The sequence below is a fragment of the Stenotrophomonas hibiscicola ATCC 19867 genome (genome assembly GCF_000382065.1).
GTDB lineage: Bacteria > Pseudomonadota > Gammaproteobacteria > Xanthomonadales > Xanthomonadaceae > Stenotrophomonas > Stenotrophomonas hibiscicola.
In genome coordinates this window covers 34,190-56,049 of sequence record NZ_KB907502.1, presented here as the reverse complement: position 1 = coordinate 56,049, position 21,860 = coordinate 34,190, and the positions used below count along the sequence as shown (strand labels likewise).

General features: G+C 66.4%; 22 protein-coding genes. 6 read left to right on the top strand and 16 right to left on the bottom strand.

Annotation, left to right across the window (positions count from 1 at the left end):
- Nucleotides 1–7: 7 nt before the first annotated feature.
- Nucleotides 8–1,126 (bottom strand): NHL repeat-containing protein, encoded by a 1,119-nt coding sequence (locus G370_RS0114360; protein ID WP_019661216.1) that lies wholly within the window; start codon nt 1,124–1,126, stop codon nt 8–10.
- Nucleotides 1,123–3,636 carry a TonB-dependent receptor gene (locus G370_RS0114355; RefSeq protein ID WP_425423336.1) on the bottom strand — a complete coding sequence of 838 codons (2,514 nt, stop codon included), beginning with the start codon at nt 3,634–3,636 and terminating at the stop codon, nt 1,123–1,125. The genes G370_RS0114360 and G370_RS0114355 overlap by 4 nt, the downstream gene beginning before the upstream one ends.
- A gap of 218 nt (nt 3,637–3,854) precedes the next feature.
- Between G370_RS0114355 and upp the strand changes: the two genes are divergently transcribed.
- Both upp and G370_RS0114345 read left to right on the top strand, forming a co-directional pair.
- Entirely contained in the window at nt 3,855–4,487 is a 633-nt protein-coding gene (gene upp, locus G370_RS0114350) for a uracil phosphoribosyltransferase (RefSeq protein ID WP_005409099.1), read from the top strand.
- A 186-nt stretch (nt 4,488–4,673) separates the two neighbouring features.
- Nucleotides 4,674–4,967 (top strand): PsiF family protein, encoded by a 294-nt coding sequence (locus G370_RS0114345; RefSeq protein WP_019661214.1) that lies wholly within the window; start codon nt 4,674–4,676, stop codon nt 4,965–4,967.
- Between the two features lie 40 nt (nt 4,968–5,007).
- On the opposite strand, the gene G370_RS0114340 is transcribed toward G370_RS0114345, so the two are convergent.
- The 6 genes from G370_RS0114340 to rsmD all read right to left on the bottom strand — a co-directional run bounded on the left by G370_RS0114340 (nt 5,008) and on the right by rsmD (nt 9,822).
- On the bottom strand, nt 5,008–5,895 hold the full coding sequence (locus G370_RS0114340) for an MBL fold metallo-hydrolase (protein ID WP_019661213.1): 888 nt from the start codon (nt 5,893–5,895) through the stop codon (nt 5,008–5,010).
- Nucleotides 5,896–6,014: 119 nt separating this feature from the next.
- Entirely contained in the window at nt 6,015–7,745 is a 1,731-nt protein-coding gene (gene ggt, locus G370_RS0114335) for a gamma-glutamyltransferase (RefSeq protein WP_019661212.1), read from the bottom strand.
- Nucleotides 7,742–8,023, bottom strand: a complete 282-nt coding sequence (locus tag G370_RS0114330; RefSeq protein WP_010484376.1) for a YfhL family 4Fe-4S dicluster ferredoxin — start codon at nt 8,021–8,023, stop codon at nt 7,742–7,744. Before G370_RS0114330 ends, ggt begins: the two co-directional genes overlap by 4 nt.
- Before the next feature lie 132 nt (nt 8,024–8,155).
- On the bottom strand, nt 8,156–8,647 hold the full coding sequence (locus G370_RS0114325) for a hypothetical protein (protein ID WP_010484374.1): 492 nt from the start codon (nt 8,645–8,647) through the stop codon (nt 8,156–8,158).
- A 60-nt stretch (nt 8,648–8,707) separates the two neighbouring features.
- Nucleotides 8,708–9,217: a pantetheine-phosphate adenylyltransferase gene (coaD, locus tag G370_RS0114320; RefSeq protein ID WP_005416145.1), complete on the bottom strand. Its 510-nt coding sequence runs from the start codon at nt 9,215–9,217 to the stop codon at nt 8,708–8,710.
- Nucleotides 9,218–9,243: 26 nt separating this feature from the next.
- Nucleotides 9,244–9,822, bottom strand: a complete 579-nt coding sequence (rsmD, locus tag G370_RS0114315; protein WP_019661211.1) for a 16S rRNA (guanine(966)-N(2))-methyltransferase RsmD — start codon at nt 9,820–9,822, stop codon at nt 9,244–9,246.
- 692 nt (nt 9,823–10,514) lie between these two features.
- Here rsmD and htpG point away from each other — a divergent pair.
- A complete protein-coding gene (gene htpG / locus G370_RS0114310; protein WP_019661210.1) occupies nt 10,515–12,407 on the top strand; it encodes a molecular chaperone HtpG in 1,893 nt (630 codons plus the stop codon).
- Nucleotides 12,408–12,587: 180 nt separating this feature from the next.
- Here the strand turns inward: htpG and G370_RS0114305 are convergent, their stop codons facing one another.
- Nucleotides 12,588–12,887: a hypothetical protein gene (locus tag G370_RS0114305; protein WP_019661209.1), complete on the bottom strand. Its 300-nt coding sequence runs from the start codon at nt 12,885–12,887 to the stop codon at nt 12,588–12,590.
- Nucleotides 12,888–13,016: 129 nt separating this feature from the next.
- Here G370_RS0114305 and ftsY point away from each other — a divergent pair, with 129 nt between their 5' ends.
- The 3 genes from ftsY (at nt 13,017) to G370_RS0114290 (ending at nt 15,791) form a co-directional block, all read left to right on the top strand.
- A complete protein-coding gene (ftsY, locus tag G370_RS0114300) occupies nt 13,017–14,297 on the top strand; it encodes a signal recognition particle-docking protein FtsY (RefSeq protein WP_019661208.1) in 1,281 nt (426 codons plus the stop codon).
- A gap of 94 nt (nt 14,298–14,391) precedes the next feature.
- Nucleotides 14,392–15,516: an A/G-specific adenine glycosylase gene (gene mutY, locus G370_RS0114295; RefSeq protein WP_019661207.1), complete on the top strand. Its 1,125-nt coding sequence runs from the start codon at nt 14,392–14,394 to the stop codon at nt 15,514–15,516.
- 5 nt (nt 15,517–15,521) lie between these two features.
- Nucleotides 15,522–15,791 carry an oxidative damage protection protein gene (locus tag G370_RS0114290; protein ID WP_019661206.1) on the top strand — a complete coding sequence of 90 codons (270 nt, stop codon included), beginning with the start codon at nt 15,522–15,524 and terminating at the stop codon, nt 15,789–15,791.
- Nucleotides 15,792–15,858: 67 nt separating this feature from the next.
- Here the strand turns inward: G370_RS0114290 and G370_RS0114285 are convergent, their stop codons facing one another.
- From G370_RS0114285 to sdhA, 7 genes are all read right to left on the bottom strand, one after another.
- Nucleotides 15,859–16,308 carry a DUF6491 family protein gene (locus tag G370_RS0114285; protein WP_019661205.1) on the bottom strand — a complete coding sequence of 150 codons (450 nt, stop codon included), beginning with the start codon at nt 16,306–16,308 and terminating at the stop codon, nt 15,859–15,861.
- 188 nt (nt 16,309–16,496) lie between these two features.
- A complete protein-coding gene (gene lolD, locus G370_RS0114280; RefSeq protein WP_019661204.1) occupies nt 16,497–17,210 on the bottom strand; it encodes a lipoprotein-releasing ABC transporter ATP-binding protein LolD in 714 nt (237 codons plus the stop codon).
- Entirely contained in the window at nt 17,203–18,444 is a 1,242-nt protein-coding gene (locus G370_RS0114275) for a lipoprotein-releasing ABC transporter permease subunit (RefSeq protein ID WP_019661203.1), read from the bottom strand. The genes lolD and G370_RS0114275 overlap by 8 nt, the downstream gene beginning before the upstream one ends.
- 23 nt (nt 18,445–18,467) lie before the next feature.
- Nucleotides 18,468–18,917 (bottom strand): hypothetical protein, encoded by a 450-nt coding sequence (locus tag G370_RS0114270; protein WP_019661202.1) that lies wholly within the window; start codon nt 18,915–18,917, stop codon nt 18,468–18,470.
- Nucleotides 18,868–19,116 carry an FAD assembly factor SdhE gene (locus G370_RS0114265; protein ID WP_019661201.1) on the bottom strand — a complete coding sequence of 83 codons (249 nt, stop codon included), beginning with the start codon at nt 19,114–19,116 and terminating at the stop codon, nt 18,868–18,870. The genes G370_RS0114270 and G370_RS0114265 overlap by 50 nt, the downstream gene beginning before the upstream one ends.
- Before the next feature lie 98 nt (nt 19,117–19,214).
- Nucleotides 19,215–20,000 (bottom strand): succinate dehydrogenase iron-sulfur subunit, encoded by a 786-nt coding sequence (locus G370_RS0114260; protein ID WP_019661200.1) that lies wholly within the window; start codon nt 19,998–20,000, stop codon nt 19,215–19,217.
- 66 nt (nt 20,001–20,066) lie between these two features.
- Nucleotides 20,067–21,857 carry a succinate dehydrogenase flavoprotein subunit gene (sdhA, locus tag G370_RS0114255; RefSeq protein ID WP_014036803.1) on the bottom strand — a complete coding sequence of 597 codons (1,791 nt, stop codon included), beginning with the start codon at nt 21,855–21,857 and terminating at the stop codon, nt 20,067–20,069.
- Nucleotides 21,858–21,860 lie beyond the last annotated feature (3 nt).

Sequence of the window (21,860 nt, the reverse complement as noted above, 5' to 3'; positions counted from 1 at the left end):
TGCCGGCTCATGCACCACACTCCAGCGGTAGCGCCAGCTGTTTGGCGATGCTCTCCCAGTCGAAGGCCACCACGCCCTGGTCGTCGTGCACGGCGTACAGCGCACCATGCGGGAAGCGCGCGCTGGTCTGCTGCATCATCCAGATGCCATCGGTGTTGGCCACGGTATTGCCCTGGAACGCGCCGACCGGTTTCAGCGTGTGCCGGTCGAACAGGTGGAACACGCTGCGCTGCTTGCCCTGTTCGGTGGTGATCCACCAGCCGTCCTTGCCACAGGTGCGCAGGGTCACGCCTTCGGCCTGTGCCTTGAAAACGTCGCGGCCGAAGGTGGTGCCGGTGAAGCGGCCCGCCAGGGTGTAGACCTTGAACTCGCTGGCGTAGCTCTCGTCCTCTTCGGCGATCAGCAGGCGGTCGTTCTCGGGATCGCCCCAGATCGACTCGACCACGCGCAGCGCACCGGCCTCGGTGGTGTCACCGATGCTGGCGACAAGCTTCGCGTCGACCTTCGCGCCATTGCGGGACACGTGGTACTGGCGCACGCGCTTGTCCAGCTCGGCCAGCGGCGGCAGGATGTCACGCCCCTGCGCATCCTCGCCGTTGTCCCAGGAGTCGGTGACGTAGACGCTGTAGCCATCGGCACGGCGGTCGACCCACAGCCCGTACGGCTTGCGCAGGTCGTCGGCAGCGAACGTCGCCAGCGGCGTGAAGTCCGGCAGGCTCAGCACCTGCACACGGTGATTGTCGCGCTCCACGATCCACAGCAGGTCGTCGATCACCGCGATACCGTTTGGGCGGTCGAACTGCCCCGGTGCGGTGCCGCTGCTGCCGACGTCACGCAGGTGCTGCCCGGTGCTGCCGTCGTAGACCACCAGCTTGTCGGTGGCCTTGGCGGTGGCGATCAGCCACAGCGCGCCGTCCGGCGCGCGCCAGGCTGCAGGCGAGTCGATGTTGTCGGCCGGGGTCATCGGTGACAGGAAGGCCTCGGCGATGGTGGTCACCACGCGCTCGCCCCCGGCGGCCGGCGCGGCTACTCCCGCAACCGGATCGGTGCCGGTGGCCGGCGTGCAGCCGGCGACCAGCGCGGCTGCCAGCGCGGCGGCCAGGACGGTGAAGCCACGCCCGCTCACAGCGCCACCTTCAGGCCCAGCGCATAGGTGCGGCCGTACTCTTCCATCTGCAGGGTGCGCGAACGGGTGCCCTGGTAAAGCTCCAATGGCTTGTCCAGCAGGTTCTGCGCTTCGAAGTACACGCTCACGCGCGGGGTGAATTTGTAGTCAAGCGAGAAATCGAGCTGGGTGTTGGGTGCCACGTAGATGTCGAACGCGCGGCCCTTGCCGATGCTGTCCAGATACTCGCTGCGGTACACGGCCGCCAGGCGCGTGCTTACACCATACTTTTCATAGCCGATGTGTGCGCTGTAGACATGCTTGGAAGCGCGCGGCAGCGTGAAGTCCTCGCCCGCACGGTCCTTGATGCCGGCATCGAACTCGGTATCCAGCCAGGTGCCACTGGCGCCGACCAGCAGGCCATCCAGGCCGTCCGGCAGGAAGGCCAGCTGCTGCTGCCAGTTGAACTCCGCACCACGCACGGTGGCCTTGCGACCATTGATCGGCTGCGTCACGTCGTATCCGCCGTAGGCCGGATCATTGGTGCGCACGGTCTCCACGATGTAACCGTCGATCGATTTATGGAACAGGCCCAGCGAAACGATGCCGCTGCTGCCGATGTACTTCTCCACCGACAGGTCGATGTTCTTCGACTCGTACGGATCCAGGTCCGGGTTGCCCAGGCGCACTTCCTCGTCACCACGGCTGTAACCCACGCGCGGCGAGACGTCGCCGAAGGACGGGCGCGATACGGTCTTGTTGGCCGAGGCGCGCAGCACCCAGTCATCAGCCGCGTCATAGCGCAGGTGCAGGCCCGGCAGCACGTTGGTGTAGCTGCTGTTGGCCACGCGCGGGGTGACGGTGAAGCTGCGGCCGTTGGCGGCCACGTCCACCTGGTTGCCGATCGCCTTGAACTGCGTGTTTTCCACGCGAATACCGCCGATGATGCGCAGTGCGCCCACGTCCCAGGTACCCATGGCATAGCTGGCGAAGATGTCCTCGCTTGCCACGTAATCCTCTTCCAGCGACGTCATCGCATTGCCACCGGCGTCCTGCGGGCGGGCGCTGTACTGGCCGCCGTTGGCCGCCCAATAGGCACGCATCGCGGGCGAATCCATGCCGTCACCGATATCGCCGTGGCGGTGTTCCGGCGAGGTGGTGGTCCAGCTCGACAGCGCCACCTTCGGGCCGACACGCAGTTCGCGCTCGTCCACATTCACGTCGCGGTCGCGCCAGCGGCCCAGCAGGCCGAACTTGATGCTGCTGCTGTCGCCGTCGAAGCGCACGTTGACCTGCGCGCTGTGTTCCTTGTCATTCACCTGCTTCGGCGAGATCACGAAACGATCGAACGCGTAGTTGGCATTGTCCAGCCACTGCGGATTGTCGAAGCTGTAGCTGGGCAGGCGGCTGCGCTGGTCCAGCGTGCCGTTGAAGGCCTTTCCGTTGAGCTTGAAGCGCGCCTCCATCTCGTCGTTCACGCGCTCTTCGGTACGGGTGTAGCCGATCCGGTAATCGACCACGGCATTGGTCAACTTGTTCTCGCCGCCCAGGCTCGCCGCGAAGGTGTTTTCCTTCTTGGTGCGATAGCGCATGCGCTTGTCGATGGAATCCTTCGGCATGCCGTCCAGGCGGTACTGGTCGGTGCCGGTCTTGACCATCTTCCCGTCATCGAAGTTGAAGATCACGCGCTGACGGGTCTCCGCATCATCGAACTGACTGTACAGCGTGCGCAGGTAGTACTTGCTGTTTTCGTTCGGCCGCCAGTCGAGGTTGAGGTTGGCGCCGATGCGCTTGCGCTCGATCTCGTACTTGCGGTGCTGCAGGTTGATCGCGGTGACGTCGCCAGGTGCGGCGTCATCCTCGCCGTCGTACTCCACTTCGGTGTTGTCCGACTCGAACTTCCGCTTCTGGTAGTTCACGCCCAGGGCCACGCCGAAGGTGTCGTTGAACACTTCGCTGTAGTTGAAGGCGGCCTTGGGGCTGGTCTCGCCGGACAACTGCTGGTGGCTGCCTTCGATCTTGCCACGCAGGCTGCGACCGTCGCGGTCGAAGGCCGAGGCTGATTCCACCAGTACGGCGCCGCCGATGGCATCACCGGGCATGTCCGGGGTCGGCGACTTGACCACGCGCAGGCGTTCGGTGGAGTCGGACGGGATAACGTCCAGCGGCGCGGCGCGGCTGGAATCTTCCGGCGTGCCGACGGCGATGCCATCCACGCTGACGCTGTTGAGATTGGCATCCAGGCCGCGGATGACCACGAAGCGGCCCTCGCCCTGGTCGCGGGTCACGCTGATGCCCGGCAGGCGCTGCAGCGACTCGGCCACGTTCTTGTCCGGGTACTGGCCCAGTGCGTCGGAGGACACTGCATCCTCGATGGCGTCGCTGCTGCGCTTGAGATCGACTGCGCGGATCTGCGACTCGAGCTGGGCGCGTACTTCGATGCGGTCCAGGTCGACCGCGTCGGCGGCCACGGCGCCGGTGGCGGCTACCGCCTGCTGCCCGGCCGCCTGCAGCGGTGCTGCGGCCCCCATTGCCAGGGTCAGGGTGATGGCAACGGCCAACGGAGTCTTGATATGCACTGGGAATCCCCATTCCTGTTAAGAATGGGTCTGCACGATATGTCCGCAAGGTTGCATGGCCATGACATGCACCTGCACATTTCCGGTCACGCCGCTCCGGGGCCGGTTTGGGATTCGACACGCCAATCCGGCAAAATGGCCTCCTCTCTCTCCTTTCCCCCTTCCCGACCATGAAGATCGTCGAAGTGCGCCACCCGCTGGTGCAGCACAAGATCGGCCTGATGCGCAATGCCGCGCTCAGCACCAAGGATTTCCGCGAACTGGCCAACGAGCTGGGTACCCTGCTGGCCTACGAGGCCACCGCCGACCTGGACACCGAGCCGCACACCCTGCCCGGCTGGGCCGGCCCGGTGACGGTTCAGCGCATTGCCGGCGCCAAGATCACCGTGGTGCCGATCCTGCGTGCCGGCCTGGGCATGCTCAGCGGCGTGCTGTCGCTGATCCCGGCCGCCCGTGTCAGCGTGGTGGGCCTGCAGCGCGATGAGGAAACCCTGCAGCCGGTGCCCTACTTCGAGCGCCTGACCGGCCGCCTGGAAGAGCGCGACGCACTGATCCTCGACCCGATGCTGGCCACCGGCGGCACGCTGATCGCCACCATCGACATGCTCAAGCGCGCCGGCGCCCGTCGCATCAAGGGCATCTTCCTGGTGGCCGCGCCCGAAGGCATCGAAGCAGTCAAGGCCGTGCATCCGGACGTGGAGATCTACACCGCGGCCATTGATGCCCAGCTCAACGACAAGGGCTACATCCTGCCGGGCCTGGGCGACGCCGGCGACCGCATCTTCGGAACCCGCGTCGGGTAATCCCGGTGAACGGGTCGGGTCCCTCTCCGCAGGAGAGGGCTCTGATCCGCCAACCACTCGCGGGCGCGCTTCGCCGCGGCACGTGAACGCCCGTGGACGCGGGCGTGGCCGACGCGTGATCCTTCACGTGGCCTTACCGGTCGGAAGCGAATGCTCCGCGCACCCGCCACCGCTTGGAGCATTCCGATGAAAGCCGCTTTCCTGCTGGCCGCCGTCCTGCTGGTTGGCCTGCCCCTGGCTGCGAACGCCACCACCCCGCAGCAGCAGCGCATGGCCGAATGTTCGGCCAAGAACAAGGGGCTGAAGGGTGATGCCTACAAGACCGCGCAGAGTTCCTGCCTCAGCGGCCACGCCGCCGAAACCAAGGCGGTCAATCCACAGCAGGAACGCATGCGCAAGTGCAATGCCGACGCGGGTGCGAAGAAGCTGGCGGGCGATGCGCGCAAGACCTTCATGAGCAGCTGCCTGAAGGCGTCGTAACGAGAGTGATGTAGAGCCGAGCCCACGCTCGGCTCTGCCATTAACCCAGGGCGCGCGCCTTCAGCTCGCCCTGTTCGTGCAGGGTCACGAAACGTCCCTTGTCATCACGGCCCAGCTGCGCCAGCGCCACCTGCGGGTCGTGGGTGAAGAACAGCCGCACGTTGCGCGCCAGCTTGTCTTCAAGGAACTGCCGCTTCTCGTCGATCAGCAGCTCGGCGTTGCGGTCGTAGCCCATGGTGATCGGCACGTGTACCCATGAGCGCCCCGGGATCAGGTCGGCACAGAACACCACGCCACCGTGCGCATCTTCACCGGCATGCGCATGACCAACGATCTCGGCCAGCATCAGCCCCGGCGTATGCCCGTCGCTGTAGCTGAAGCGCACGCTGCGGCCAAGTGCCTTCGAGTACTCCCCCTCCACCACTTCCAGGCGGCCACTGGCCTGCAGCAGGCCGGGCAGCTCAGGAATGAAACTGGCCCGATCGCGCGGGTGTGGCTGCACGGCGCGCTGCCAATGCTGCGCACCGACCACGTAGGTCGCGTTGGGGAACAGCAGCTCGGGTTCACGCCCTTCGCTCCATGCCGCCAGCAGGCCGCCAGCATGATCGAAATGCAGGTGGCTGAGCACCACCACGTCGATATCCTCGTGCTCGAAGCCGGCTTCGCGCAACGAATCGATCAGTACGTGCTGACTTTCCTGCACGCCGTAGCGCTCGCGCATGCGCGGATCGAAGAACGCCCCGATACCGGTTTCAAACAGCACGGTCTTGCCTTCCAGCGGACTGGCAAGCAGCGCGCGGCAGGCCAGCTCGATGCGATTGAGCTCGTCCGGTGCCGCCCATTTTTCCCACAACGCGCGCGGCGCGTTGCCGAACATCGCGCCGCCATCAAGGCGTTGCGAGTTTCCACGAATAGACCAGAGTTTCATGTGTCGATTATCGGCGCCGGACCGTTAAATAATCGCTAGAAAGTAAACGGAAAACCCCGCCGGCGAAGACGGGGTTTCGATAACCGCCGAAGTGCCGGCCAGTGGCCGGGACTCCCACGTCAATGGGCCGGCACGACCTGGGCACTGCCCACCGGATTGCGCGGGTCGCTGCCGCCGAACAGTCGGTTCGCCTTGCGGTCCCATTCCACGGTCTGCAGGTTGCCCCACACGTGGCTGGAACCGCGGCCGCCTGCGGCGACATTGCCCGGCAGGTCGATCTTGTGGCCCATCGCCTGCAGCTGCTTCACCGTCGCCGCGTCGAATGCATCGTCCTCAGCTTCGATCAGGTCCGGCAGCCACTGGTGGTGATAGCGCGGCAGCGCAGCAACCTGCTGCGCGTCCAGGCCGGCGTCGTAGCCGAGGATGCCCAGCAGCACCATGGTGATGATGCGGCTGCCACCCGGGGTGCCCAGCACGATCACCTTGTCGCTGTTTTCCATGAAGGTCGGCGTCATCGAGCTGAGCATGCGCTTGCCCGGCTTCGGCGCATTGGCCTCGTAGCCCATCACGCCGAATGCATTGGGCGTGCCTGGTTTCAGCGCGAAGTCGTCCATCTCGTTGTTCAGCAGCACGCCGGTGCCCTTCGGAATCAGGCCCGAGCCGTACAGCAGGTTGACGGTCTGGGTGGCGCCGACGCGGTTGCCGTCACGGTCGATGATCGAGAAGTGCGTGGTCTCGTCATCTTCCAGTGGCGTCGGGTTGCCCGACAGCAGGTCGCTGGGCGTGGCCTTCTCCGGATGGATGGTCGCGCGCAGGCCCTGCGCGTAGTCCTTGCTGGTCAGCACCTTCTGCGGGATCTGCACGAAGTCCGGATCGCCGAGGAAGAAGGTACGGTCGCGGTAGGCACGGCGCATCGATTCCACCACCAGGTGGGTGCGGTGCGCCGGGTCCATCTTCCTGATGTCCCAGCCTTCCAGGATCTGCAGCATGCTGGCCAGCGCGATGCCTCCGGATGACGGCGGCGGCGCGGTGGTGATCTTCCAGCCGTTGTAGTTGAACACGATCGGTTCGCGCTGCTTCACGCGATAACCGGCCAGCTCTTGAGCGGTCCAGTTGCCGCCGGCCTGCTTCACGCCGGCCAGCAACAGCTTTCCGGTCTGGCCCTTGTAGAAGCCATCGAAGCCACCCGCAGCCAGCCGCTCCAGCGTCTGCGCCAGTTCCGGCTGCTTGAACAGGTCTCCGGTAGCGATCGGCGTGCCGTTACGCAGGTAGACCTCGCGCGTGCCGGGATAGCGCTCCATCACTTCACGGCGCGAGGCATAGCCCTTGGCCATGCGCTCGTACACCGGGAAGCCTTCGCGCGCGATGCGGATGGCCGGCTGCAGCGAGGCCGACAACGGCAGCCTGCCGTGCTTGGCCGACAGTTCAACCAGCGCTGCAGGCAGGCCCGGGATGCCGGCCGACCAGGCGCCGTTGACCGAGCGGTCACGGTCCAGGTTGCCCTGCTTGTCGAGGAAGGCCTGCGGGGTCGCGGCGGCCGGCGCGGTCTCGCGCGCGTCCAGCATCACGTCCTTTCCGGTGGCCGCATCGTGCAGCAGGAAGAAGCCGCCACCGCCCAGACCTGAACTGATCGGCTCGACTACCGCCAGCGTGGACGACACCGCCACTGCTGCGTCGAAGGCGTTGCCGCCCTGGGCCAGGATGTCGATACCGGCCTGGGTGGCCAGCGCATGGCCGCTGGCAATGGCGGCGCCATCGGGGCGCTCGGCACGGACCGGGCTGCCGGCCCAGGCAATCGGGCTCAGCAGCAGGCCGAGCAGCAACAGGGGGCGAACGATCAGCGTCTTCATTCGGATGGGGGCTCCGCGTAGAGTTCGGGGTGATCGTGCTGCAGCTGGCGCAGCTTGGCCAGCAGCTGGTCTTCCGTTTCCACGATCTCCGGGTCCGGGTCGATGCACTCGACCGGGCAGACGACCACGCACTGTGGCTCGTCGAAATGACCGACGCATTCGGTACAGCGCGCAGGGTCGATCACGTAGATGGTTTCACCCATCGAAATGGCCTGGTTCGGGCAGGCCGGCTCGCAGACGTCGCAGTTGACGCAGAGCTCGTTGATTTTCAGCGACATGGCGATACTCCTCGCCCGCGCCTTGGGACAAAGGACCGGCCAGCGCGGGCGCGCGGGCCGGTCAGGTCATCAGCGGCACCCTTGCGGGGTGCCGCCCGGGCCATGCCGGAGCATGGCCGCCATGGCTCGGTATTACTTGGCTTCGACGAAAATGTACTCGGCGCCGGTCGGCTGGACCGCCGCCTGCACGCGGGCGTTGTCGGCCGACTGGCCGATGAAGACGACGCGCACGCCCTTCATCGAATCCGGCGCCACGTCCTTGAACACAGCCTGGATCATGTCAGCCATCTTGCCCGAGGCCGACGAACCGAAGGCCAGCATGTTGCCCGGCTGCACGCCACGGGCCACGGCCTGGGTCGCGCTCTCGGTCTGGCGCTCGTACTTGGCCTGGAAGTCCGGGTCCGATTCCGGCGAGAGGTAGTACAGGAACGGGCTGTTGCTGATGTTGCCCATGTTCTGGATGGCCACTTCCTGCAGGTACTTCTTCCAGCCTGCATCGTCATCCTTGGACGGCGCGACCAGGGCCTGCTTGGCCTCGTCGACAGGAGCGGCCTCTTCCTTCTTGCAGGCGGTGAAGGCCAGGGCCAACGAAGCGATCAGCATCGCGCGCATGGTGGTGTTCATGGGTTTCCTCCCGGAATGGTGCGTGGTGGTGTACGTAATGGGGTGGGGGTACAGCGGGGCTTACGACTGTGCCGCCTTCGCTTCGCGGACCTTGCGCAGGGCTTCGAGCACCGCGGCCGGCACGAAGCCGGACACGTCGCCACCCAGGCGGGCGATCTCGCGGACCAGCGAGGACGAAATGAAGCTGTGCTGCTCGGCCGGGGTCAGGAACAGGGTCTCGACCTCGGGGATCAGGTGGCGGTTCATGCTGGCCATCTGGAATTCGTATTCGAAGTCGGACACCGCGCGCAGGCCGCGCAGCAGCACCCCGCCCTGCACCGAACGTACGAAATGCGCCAGCAGGGTATCGAAGCCGATGACCTCGACATTGCCGTGATGGGCCAGGGCGCCGCGTGCCAGCTGCACGCGCTGCTCCAGCGGCAGCGCCGGGCCCTTGGACGGGCTCTGCGCCACGCCGACCACGACTTTTTCGAACAGCGGCGCGGCCCGGCTGACCAGGTCGATATGACCGTTGGTGATCGGATCGAATGTGCCGGGATACACGGCAATGCGGCGGTTGGCCACGGTCATGGGCGGGTGCAGATGTTCAGATGAGGTCAAAGTGTAGCAGTGGCGCGGCGGTACAGGGCAAAGCGCACCTCGCGGGTGCCGCCCTCGCGGTGCAGCAGCCAGTCCGGCGGCAGCACCGGCACGTGGCCGGCCGGCGATTCCAGGTACAGCCAGGCATCGGCGGCCAGGTGCCGCGGCAGCTGGGCCAGCACGTCCTGCCACAGGCCATCGGCGAACGGCGGGTCGATGAAGACCAGATCGGCCTGCTGCGCCTGCGCCCCTTGCAGCCAGCGCAGGGCATCGGCCTGCACCACGGTGATCTGGTCGCTGGCCTGCAGCCTGGTCACGGCGGCAGTCAGGTTGCGCCCCAGCTGAGCATCACGCTCGACCAGGGTGGCGTGAGCAGCGCCGCGCGAGACCGCCTCCAGGCCCAGCGCGCCACTGCCGGCGAACAGGTCCAGCACCCGCGCCCCGCCCAGCTTGGGCATCAGCCAGTTGAACAGGGTTTCGCGCACGCGGTCGCTGCTGGGTCGCAGCCCCGGCAGGGTCGGCACCGGCAGGCGGGTGTTGCGCCAGCGACCACCGATGATGCGGACCTGGCCGTCATTGCCACCTCGGCCGCTCACAGGCGCCCCCGGCGGGGTTCATTCGAGAATTTCAGCATGAGCGGGATTGTAGTTCGGCCGGGCGGCGCCCGGGGACGCGCCAACGCATGCGCGCTGTCGCTCCCACGCTTCGCTGCGCGAAACGCGGGCCCCACTTACCAGCTTCCATACCCCCGCCACTTCGCGGCCGCCCCCTGACTCAGGGGGCTCTACCCCAGACGCGATCCGATGCTCGACATACAGGCGGGGTCAGATCCGTTTTCCGTGGGAAAACGGATCTGACCCTGGATTGGATTTCGATATCTGAGAGATTTCATCCACGCATGGCGTGGATCTACTGGCTGCCAGCCAACTGTCGAAGGCGGGGCACTGTGGGTTTGCGGGGTGTGAGCGGCATGGATGCCGCGCCCAAGCCCCCAAGGGTGAGGGCGCTTTGCTTGCGAAGCACTGCTTCGCAAGCGCCCGAACGCACAGCCGCCAGCGGCTGGGCCGGACCGCGGAGCGGGGTTTACGGCGTCCCCGCAAACCCACAGTGCCCCGCCATCCCACGGAATGCCCGCTCTTGCCGTTGCTGTTGCAGTTGCGGTTGCTTCGGCCTCTGCAGGTGCAGGGCTGCAAGCCCTGCCGACCAACCCCTTGATTTCGGGACAATCAGCCATACCCCTTGGCGAGGCCGCACGCGCTGGCGCGGCATTGCACATGGAGCCCTATCGATGACCGACACCATCCAGACCGAAACCCTTGGCTTCCAGACCGAAGTCAAGCAGCTGCTGCAGCTGATGATCCACTCGCTGTACTCCAACAAGGAAATCTTCCTCCGCGAGCTGGTCTCCAACGCCGCCGACGCCGCCGACAAGCTGCGCTTCGAGGCCCTGACCCAGCCGGCGCTGCTGGAAGGCGACAGCGAACTGCGCGTGCGCGTCAGCTTCGATCCCTCCGCCCACACCATCACCATCGACGACAACGGCATCGGCATGAGCCGCGCCGAGGCCATTACCCACCTGGGCACGATCGCCAAGTCCGGCACCGGCGACTTCCTGCGCCAGCTGTCCGGCGACCAGAAGAAGGATTCGCAGCTGATCGGCCAGTTCGGCGTCGGCTTCTACAGCGCCTTCATCGTTGCCGACGAAGTGGAAGTGACCTCGCGCCGCGCCGGGCTGCCTGCCGGCGAAGGCGTGCGCTGGACCTCGCGCGGCGAAGGCGATTTCGAGGTGGCCACCGTCGACAAGGCCGAGCGCGGTACCCGCATCGTGCTGCACCTCAAGGACGGCGAGCACGGCTTCGCCGATGGCTGGCGCCTGCGCAGCATCCTCAAGAAGTACTCGGACCATATCGGCCTGCCGATCCAGATGCCGAAGGAAGGTGGCGAAGAAGGCGCCGCGGCCGAATGGGAAACCGTCAACCGTGCCAGCGCGCTGTGGACCCGTCCGCGCACCGAGATCAGCGACGCCGAGTACACCGAGTTCTACAAGCACGTTGCACACGATCACAGCGATCCGCTGGCGTGGAGCCACAACAAGGTCGAAGGCAAGCTGGAGTACACCTCGCTGCTGTACGTGCCTGGCCGCGCGCCGTTCGACCTGTATCACCGTGATGCGCCCAAGGGCCTGAAGCTGTATGTGCAGCGCGTGTTCGTGATGGACCAGGCCGAGCAGTTCCTGCCGCTGTACCTGCGCTTCATCAAGGGCGTGGTCGATTCCAACGACCTTTCGCTGAACGTCTCGCGCGAGATCCTGCAGTCCGGCCCGGTCATCGATTCGATGAAGGCCGCGCTGACCAAGCGTTCGCTGGACATGCTGGAAAAGCTAGCCACCGACAAGCCGGAGCAGTACGCCACGTTCTGGAAGGAATTCGGCCAGGTGCTGAAGGAAGGCCCGGCCGAGGACTACAACAACCGTGAGAAGGTGGCCGGGCTGCTGCGCTTCGCCTCCACCCGTGGCGACGGCGATGCACAGACTGTGTCGCTGGCCGATTACCTCGGCCGCATGAGCGAAGGCCAGGACAAGATCTACTACCTCACCGGCGAGAGCTACAGCCAGGTGCGCAACAGCCCGCACCTGGAAGTGTTCCGCAAGAAGGGCGTGGAAGTGCTGCTGCTGACCGACCGCATCGACGAGTGGCTGATGGGCTACCTGACCGATTTCGACGGCAAGGGCTTCGTCGACATCGCCCGCGGCGACCTCGACCTGGGCGCGCTGGAAACCGATGCGGACAAGCAGGCACAGGAAGCGGCAGCAAAGGACAAGCAGGGCCTGGTCGAGCGCCTGAAGACGGTACTGGGCGATGACGTGGCCGACGTGCGCGTCTCGCACCGCCTGACCGATTCGCCGGCGGTGCTGGCCATCGGCGAACAGGACCTGGGCCTGCAGATGCGCCAGATCCTGGAAGCCAGCGGGCAGAAGGTGCCGGACAGCAAGCCGGTGCTGGAGATCAATCCGGGCCATCCGCTGATCGCCAAGCTGGATGCAGAAGCCGACGGCGCACGCTTCGATGATCTCGGCCGGGTGCTGTTCGACCAGGCCGCACTGGCCGCCGGTGACAGCCTGAAGGACCCCGGCGCCTATGTGGCGCGCCTGAACAAGCTGCTGCTGGAGTTGTCGGCCTGATCGAGGCGGTGGTCGCCGGGCATGGCCCGGCGATGCTCTGGTAGGTGCCAACCTTGGTTGGCACTGCAGCCCTGGCAGAGGCCAACCTTGGTTGGCGCCCCAAAAGCGTGCCAACCAAGGTTGGCACCTACCAGGGGGGAGCGTGTCAACCCAGGTTGACACCCACCAAAGCCGGGCGGCTCAGACCTCCCGATCCAGCAGCGAACCCAGCATCTGGTCCTGGCGCCGTATCACCGTGGCATTGGCGGCGAAGGCCACCACCTCGGCTTTCGCCGCCAGCAGGTCCCCCAATGGCACGCCAGCATCGGCGTCGGCAGGGGTCATCGCGGCCTGCACCCCGCCCTGCTCCGCCTCACTGCGCAGCAGTTGCAGGCGTCGGGCATCAGGAGTCGCCAGGTTGGCCACGTTGTGCGCGGCCACCTGCACGCCCTGGTGGGCCGCGCGCATCCCGCCGAGAGCGATTCCCATCACGTCGTTCATGGCGGTCTCCGGGCCGCGCTGCGCAGCCCTTCGGACCGGTTAACGGCCGGCGGGCCGCGACCTTGAGTCCACATCAGCCCGACAGGCCCGAGTGGTAGCATATCCCCCTGATTTCAGCGCCTTTTGCCAATGCTCAGTTTTTTCCGCCGCAAGAAGCCCCAGGATGCCCCCGCCACGGAGGCACCCAAGACCCAGCACTACTCGGCTGAAGAGCTGGCGGCGGCGTTCCCGTCAGCCGCCCCGGCCGAAGACGCCGCCACGATCCCGGTAGTCGAAGCCGCAGCACCGGCACCTGTACCGGAACCGGCGCCCGTCGCCGAATGGCCTGCCGTACCGGCTGCGCAGCCGGTCACCGCGCCGGAGGACGTCCAGGCCGAAGTGCTGGCTGCGGCCGCCGTGCTGGCCCCTCTGGCTCCGGTCATTCCGGTCGAGGAACCAACCGCCCCGGCCGCCGACCTGCCAGCTCTGGTGGATGCCCCGCCAGCCCCGGCCGGCAAGCCCGGCTGGCGCGAGCGCCTGCGCAACAGCGTCATCGCGCGCAGCTTCGGTGGCCTGTTCTCGCGCAATCCCAAGCTCGACGACGACCTGCTGGACGAACTGGAAACCGCACTGATCACTGCCGACGTCGGCGTGGGTGCCACTACCGATCTGGTCGAGGGCCTGCGCAAGCGCATGAAGTCGCGCGAGTTCGCTGATGCCAATGCGCTGCTGGCCGCGCTGCGCGCCGAGCTGATCGCGATCCTGCAACCGGTCGCCAAGCCGCTGGTGATCGACCGCAACGCGAAGCCCTTCGTGGTGCTCACCGTCGGCGTCAATGGTGTCGGCAAGACCACCACCATCGGCAAGCTGGCCAAGCGCTTCAAGGATGATGGCCACAGCCTGATGCTGGCCGCCGGCGATACCTTCCGTGCCGCTGCCGTGGCGCAGCTGCAGGCCTGGGGCGAGCGCAATGGCGTGGCCGTGGTCGCGCAGGGGCAGAACGCCGATGCCGCGTCGGTGGCGTTCGACGCGCTGCAGGCCGGCAAGGCCCGTGGCACCTCGGTGCTGATCGCCGACACCGCCGGCCGCCTGCACACCCAGTCCGGCCTGATGAACGAGCTGGGCAAGATCCGCCGCGTGCTCGGCAAGATCGATCCCACCGCCCCGCACGAAGTGCTGATGGTGATCGATGGCACCACCGGCCAGAACGCGCTGTCGCAGCTGCGCCAGTTCAATGCTGCGGTGAACGTGACCGGCCTGGTGGTGACCAAGCTGGACGGCACTGCCAAGGGCGGCGTGGTGTTCGCACTGGCCCGCGAGTTCGGCATTCCGATCCGCTTTGCGGGCATCGGCGAGCGCCCGGAAGACCTGCGCGTGTTCGACCCGGAAGCCTTCGTCGACGCCCTGCTGCCCGAAGCGCTGGGCGCCTGATACACCGTGCAGCCACGCATGGCGTGGCTCTACTGCACCGCAACCGCAATCCAGTAGAGCCACCCTACGGGTGGCTGCCTTCCCCGGAACACCCATGCCCCGCCAGCCGCACGCCAGCGCCGACAACCCCCAGCAAGACGACTTCATCGCTCGCCTGCTGCACTGGTTCGACGACCACGGCCGCCACGACCTGCCCTGGCAGCACCCGCGCAGCCCTTACAGGGTCTGGTTGTCGGAGATCATGCTGCAGCAGACCCAGGTGACCACGGTCATCCCGTACTTCCTGCGGTTCCTGCAGCACTTCCCGACCCTGCCCGACCTCGCCGCCGCCAGCAATGACGCGGTGATGGCGCAGTGGGCGGGGCTTGGCTACTACGCCCGTGCGCGTAACCTGCATGCCGCTGCAAAGCGCTGCGTGGAACTGCACGGCGGCGACCTGCCGCGCGATTTCGATGCATTGCATGCCCTGCCCGGCATTGGCCGCAGCACCGCTGGCGCGATCCTCAGCCAGGCCTGGAACGACCCGTTCGCGATCCTTGACGGCAACGTCAAGCGCGTGCTCAGCCGCTATCACGGCATCGACGGCTTCCCCGGCCTGCCAGTCATCGAAAAGCAGCTATGGGCGATCGCCGAGGCACACGTGGCGAAGGTGCCGGCCGGTCGCATGGCCGATTACACCCAGGCACAAATGGACCTGGGCGCGTCCGTATGCAGCCGGGCCAAGCCCGCCTGCGTCATCTGCCCGCTGCAGGACACGTGCGTGGCACGCCGCGAAGGCCGCACCGCTGAACTGCCCACGCCCAAGCCCAGCAAGACCCTGCCCGAGCGCGAAGCCGTGGCTCTGCTGCTGCGTGACGCCCAGCAGCGCGTGCTGCTGCAGAAGCGGCCGGACACCGGCATCTGGGCGCAGCTGTGGACGCTGCCGCAGGCGGAGGCCGGCAGCGACCTGCAGGACTGGTTCGACGCACATGTCGACGGCTCGCTGGAAGATGCAGAGGAACTGCCGGTGCTGCAGCACACCTTCAGCCACTACAGGCTGCACCTGCAGATATTGTCACGGAAGGTGCGCGGCCTGCGCGTGGAAGAACCCACGCTGCGCTGGGTCGCCAACGACGAGTTACCCGCATTGGGCCTGCCAGCGCCGATCCGCAAACTGCTCGACGGCGCCACGATCAGGACGCCAAAACGAACTTCCAAGAAATCCCGCAACCACGAGTGAGTGCCATGCCCCGAACCGTCTTCTGCCAGTACGAACAACGCGATGCCGAGGGCCTGGACTTCGTGCCCTACCCCGGCGAGCTGGGCCAGCGCATCTTCAACAACATCGGCAAGCAGGCCTGGGCCGCATGGCTGGCGCACCAGACCATGCTGATCAACGAGAACCGGCTGTCGCCGCGCACCCCGGAGCATCGTGCGTTTCTTGAAGGCGAACTGGTCAAGTTCCTGTTCGAGAAGGACGCAGAGAAGCCGGCTGGCTTCGTTCCGGAAGCCTGACCTGCCGGTAGCGCCGGGCCATGCCCGGCGTCCAGGCATCCGCCGGGCATGGCCCGGCGCTACCCGTTTATTTCCCGGATTCCTCGCGCTCCTGCACCTGCGCCTGTCGCAGCTCCTGCTCGGACGCGCGCAGCGCCTTCACATCCAGCTTGCGGATGCTGTCGATGAAGCACGGCATGCGCGGGCCACCGGTAGGGTCGCGCACCAGCACCTTGTCGAAGCGCGCCGAAACACGATTCATCTGGCTGGTCAGGCCGATGGCGGAGGCATACGGCAGGTCCTGGCAGGGGCCTCTCAGCTCCAGCAGGTAGGCCTCGCTCGGGCGCGTCCAGACCGCCAGTGCGCTGTCGCCCAGTTCGGTCCAGCCATTGAGGGTGCCGAAGAACTGCATGTCGCTCTGCGGCGCACCGGCGTGGGCGCGGTAAAGGTCAAGCTTCTCGGCGCTGCTGAGCCGGCCGGTGGTCGCGCAGGCGACCAGGGCGAGGCAGAGGCCGGCCAGCAGGATCGGGGTCTTCATGGCGATCTCCTCGGGGAACTGTCGCCATCATGCGCCCGGGCTCGCAACGCTGGCGCGCCGACCGGCAGCCCATTCAGCCGTCGGTCGGCGGCTGCTGGCCGGACCACGGTAGACGCCAACCTTGCTTGGCGCTTGCCCTGAAGGAGCAGCCGACCCAGGTCGGCTTCCACCAAAGCGGGCCCAGCGCCTCAGACGTCGGCGTGGGCCAGTGCGTGCAGGCGCCCTTCCCGCAGTTCCAGCACCCGGTCCAGGCGACGCGCCAGGCTGCGGTCATGGGTCACCAGCACCAGGCTGGTATGGCGCGCGCGGTTGAGTTCAAGCATCAGCTCGAACACCGTTGCCGCCGTGCGGTCATCCAGGTTGCCGGTAGGCTCGTCGCCCAGCACGCAGGCTGGGTGATTGACCAGTGCCCGCGCCACCGCAGCACGCTGCCGCTCGCCGCCGGACAGCTCGCCCGGCTTGTGGTCCAGGCGATGACCGAGGCCGACCGCTTCCAGCAGCATGGTGGCGCGGCTGCTCGCTTCGGCCACCGCGGTGCCAGCCAGCAGCACCGGCATCATCACGTTTTCCAGCGCGGTGAACTCCGGCAGCAGGTGATGGAACTGGTAGACGAAGCCCAGCGCCTGGTTGCGCAGCAGGCCGCGCGCGGTGTCCGACAGCGCCGACATGCGCTGGCCGGTCACATAGACCTCACCGGCAGTGGGAATGTCCAGGCCACCCAGCAGGTGCAACAGCGTGCTCTTGCCGGCGCCGGAGGCACCGATGATCGCCACCGTTTCGCCGGCGGTCACGGTCAGGTCCAGCCCATCGAACACCGGGGTCTGCATGCGCCCTTCAGCGTAGGTCTTGCCCAGTGCTTCGGCACGGATCACTTCGTCGCCGCGGTTGAAGACCTTATTCATAACGCAGGGCCTCCGCCGGCTGGGTGCGTGCTGCCCGCCAGGCGGGATACAGGGTGGCCAGGAAGCTCATCAGCAGCGCGACCACGGTGATCGCCACCACGTCGCCCGTCTGCATGTCGGTCGGCAGGCCGGTGATGTAGTACACATCCTCCGGCAGCAGCTTGACGTTGAACACGCTCTCGATGGCGCCGAGGATGCGTTCCAGGTTGAGGGTCAGGGTGATGCCGCCGATCAGGCCAGCCAGCGTACCGAAGATGCCGATCAGCGAACCCTGCACCATGAACACCTGCATCACGCCACCCGGGGTCAGGCCGAGGGTGCGCAGGATGGCGATGTCGGCCTGCTTGTCGGTCACCAGCATCACCTGCGAAGACACCAGGTTGAACGCACCCATGGCGATGATCAGCGACAGCAGGATGCCCATCACCACCTTTTCCATGCGCAGTGAGTGGTAGAGGTTGGCATTCTGCTGGGTCCAGTCGCTTACGCGGTAGGCGCCACCGAGGTTCTGCGCAAGATCCACGCCCACCTCCAGCGAGCGGTCCATGTCGTGCAGTTTCAGGCGCACGCCGGTGGCACCGTCGCTGCGCAGCACGCGCTCCAGGTCCTGCATGTTGGCGAAGCCGACGCCGCGATCGACCTCGTTGTAGCCGGCCTCGAAGAGGCCACTGACGGTGAAGCGTTTCATCCGCGGCACCGCGCCGGCCGGCGTGCCCTGCACTTCGGCAAAGGTCACCAGCACCTGGTCACCAACGTCCACGCCCAGCCAGATCGCCAGCTCCTTGCCCAGCAGCAGGTTGAAGCTGCCCGGCTTGAGGCTGTCATAGCTGCCCTTGGTGATCTTCTTGTCGATCACCGAGACGTTCGGCTCCAGCGCCGGATCGATGCCCTGGATGATCGCGCCCTGCACGCGCGGGCCGCTGATCATCGACTGGATCTCGATGTACGGTGCGGCGCCGGCCACACGCGGGTCCTTCCTGGCCACGTCGACCACCCGCATCCAGTCCGGCATCGGTTCGCCGTCGCGGCTGATGGTGGTGTGCGCGGTCATCTGCAGCAGACGGCTGCGGATTTCCTTCTGGAAACCGCTCATGACGGCCAAGGTGGTGATCAGCACCGTAACGCCGAGCGCGATGCCCAGGATCGATGCCATCGAGATGAAGGAGATGAAGCCGTTGCGGCGCTTGGCACGCAGGTAGCGCAGGCCGATCGCCACGGGAATGGGTTTGAACATGCAGGCACGCCAGTCAATTCAGCTTATGGTGCCATTGACCGGGGCCGACGGGAAACGCCCCGTGCGGCCACGGCCAGTCGCAGTTCACGTCGCTGCCCGGAATCGAGCACATCGGGCCAGAACAGCAGGCGCCGGCGGCGCCGATCCTCACACCACAGCAACAACAGCCATGGGCCACGCACCACCAGCCGTGGCCTATCAACGTCCTGCCCGGCCACCTGCAGTGGTTCGGGAAGCGGCGCAAGAAGCACCTGTACGCGTGGCCTGCGCTGGCGCCAGGCCAGTTCGGCCAAGCCGACGCCCCAGGCCAGCAGCAGCGCGGGCATCAGCAGCCGCGCAGGTAGATCCGAGGCGCGCAACAGCCAGGGTGCGGCCAGCAGCACCGCCAACTGAGCGGCGGCCTGCAGCCTCGAAGGGCGCCACTCAAGGCTTGAGGGTGAGGATCTTCTGCATGAGGGGGATCGCGTGCGCATGCGGACAGGCCTCGTAGCCCATGAACCAGCGCCACAACTTATCGTCCTCGCAGTCGAGCAGGAACAGGAAAACCTCGCGCTCTTCGGTCGGCGCAGTGCGCCATTCGTGGTCGAGATAGCGCTCGAACAGCTGATCCAGCTCACGCATGCCGCGGCGGCAGCGCCAGCGCAGCTTCTTCAGCAGAACGTCTTCTTCCATCGTGCTTCTCCAGATACAGCAAAGCCACGCATGGCGTGGCTCTACTGAGGTGGTGCAGCCACGCATGGCGTGGCTCTACCAGGTACAGCCAGGCCTGATCAGGCGCGGCGTTCCATCATCAGCTTCTTGATCTCGGCGATCGCCAGCGCCGGGTTCAGGCCCTTCGGGCAGGTGCGGGCGCAGTTCATGATGGTGTGGCAGCGGTACAGCTTGAACGGATCTTCCAGATCGTCCAGGCGCGCACCGGTGTCCTCATCGCGCGAGTCGATGATCCAGCGGTAGGCCTGCAGCAGGATTGCCGGACCCAGGTAACGCTCGCCGTTCCACCAGTAGCTCGGGCAGCTGGTCGAGCAGCAGGCGCACAGGATGCACTCGTACAGGCCGTCCAGCTTCTTGCGGTCTTCCGGCGACTGCAGGCGCTCGCGGTCCGGCGGTGCCGGGGTCTGGGTGCGGATCCACGGCTTGATCGAGGCGTACTGCGCGTAGAAGTGGGTCAGGTCCGGAACCAGATCCTTGACCACGTTCATGTGCGGCAACGGGTAGATCGGCACTTCCTTCTTGCCGCAGTCCAAGATGGCTCGGGTGCAGGCCAGGGTGTTGGTGCCGTCGATGTTCATCGCGCACGAACCACAGATGCCTTCGCGGCACGAGCGGCGGAAGGTCAGGGTCGGGTCGATCTCGTTCTTGATCTTGATCAGGGCGTCCAGGACCATCGGGCCACAGGCATCCAGATCGACCTCATAGGTATCGGTGCGCGGGTTGCTGTCGTCGTCCGGACTCCAGCGGTAGATCTTGAAGGTGCGCACATTCTTGCCGCCGTTCTTGACGGGGAAGTGCTTGCCCTTCGTGATCTTGGAATTCTTGGGGAGTGAAAACTCGGCCATGGCTGCTCTCGTTGGCTCAGGCGGCCCGCGCCCGTGGGCGCGGATTGCATGGTAGGCGGGGTCGGATCAGTACACGCGCGGCTTCGGCGGCACCACGGACACGTCGTCGGTCAACGTGTACATGTGCACCGGACGGTAGTCGAAGCTGCACTTGCCCTTCTCGTCGACGCTGACCAGGGTGTGCTTCTGCCAGTTGACGTCGTCGCGGTCCGGATAGTCCTCGTGCGCATGCGCACCACGGCTTTCCTTACGCTGTTCGGCCGAGTTGATCGTCGCCACCGCGTTGAGCAGCAGGTTGTTCAGCTCGTAGGTCTCGATCAGGTCCGAGTTCCAGACCAGCGAGCGGTCGGAGACCTTCACGTCCTGGAACGAGTCGAAGATCTTGTCCATCTTCTCGCAGCCTTCCTTCAGCGTCTGGCTGGTGCGGAAGACCGCCGCGTCGGCCTGCATGGTGCGCTGCATGCGGTCGCGGATGACCGAGGTCGGGGTATCGCCGTTGGCGTGGCGCAGCTTGTCCAGCAGGCCCAGCGCCTTGTCGCAGGCATCGGCCGGCAGCGGCTTGTGCGCGGCGCCCGGCTTGATGGTCTCGGCGCAGCGGTTGGCCACCGCACGGCCGAACACCACCAGGTCGAGCAGCGAGTTCGAGCCCAGGCGGTTGGCGCCGTGCACGGAGACGCAGGCCGCTTCGCCGATGGCGTACAGGCCCGGCACCACGGCGTTGTCGTTGTCGCCGACCTTCTGCACCACTTCACCGTGGTAGTTGGTCGGGATGCCGCCCATGTTGTAGTGCACGGTCGGAATGACCGGGATCGGCTGCTTGTGCACGTCGACGCCGGCGAAGATGCGGGCGCTCTCGGCGATGCCCGGCAGCTTCTCGTCGATCACGCCCGGGCCGAGATGGGTCAGGTCGAGCAGGATGTGGTCCTTGTGCTCGCCGACGCCGCGGCCTTCGCGGATCTCGATGGTCATCGAACGGCTGACCACGTCGCGCGAGGCCAGATCCTTGTAGTGCGGTGCATAGCGCTCCATGAAGCGCTCGCCGCTGCTGTTGCGCAGGATGCCGCCTTCACCGCGGACACCCTCGGTGATCAGGCAGCCGGCGCCGTAGATGCCGGTCGGGTGGAACTGCACGAACTCCATATCCTGCATGGCGATGCCGGCACGCATGGCCAGGCCGCCACCGTCGCCGGTGCAGGTGTGCGCCGAGGTGGCGCTGAAGTAGGCACGGCCGTAGCCGCCGGTGGCCAGCACCACGCCCTGGGCGCGGAACAGGTGCAGCGTGCCATCGGACATGTCCAGGGCCAGCACGCCGCGGCAGGCGCCTTCGTCGTCGAAGATCAGGTCGAGCGCGAAGTACTCGATCATGAAGCGCGCATCGTGCTTCAGCGACTGCTGGTACAGGGTGTGCAGCATCGCGTGGCCGGTACGGTCGGCCGCCGCGCAGGTACGCTGCGCCGCCGGGCCTTCGCCGTACTTGGTGGTCATGCCACCGAACGGACGCTGGTAGATCTTGCCTTCGGCGGTGCGCGAGAACGGCACGCCGTAGTGTTCAAGTTCGATGATGGCCGGGATGGCCTCACGGCACATGTACTCGATGGCGTCCTGGTCACCCAGCCAGTCCGACCCCTTGATGGTATCGAAGAAGTGGTAGCGCCAGTCGTCCTCGCCCATGTTGCCGAGTGCGGCCGAAATACCGCCCTGGGCGGCAACGGTGTGCGAACGGGTCGGGAAGACCTTGGTCAGGCACACGGTCTGCAGGCCCTTGGCGGCCAGGCCGAACGTGGCGCGCAGGCCGGCACCGCCGGCGCCGACCACGACCATGTCGTACTTGTGTTCGGTGATCTTGTAAGCGGACATCTA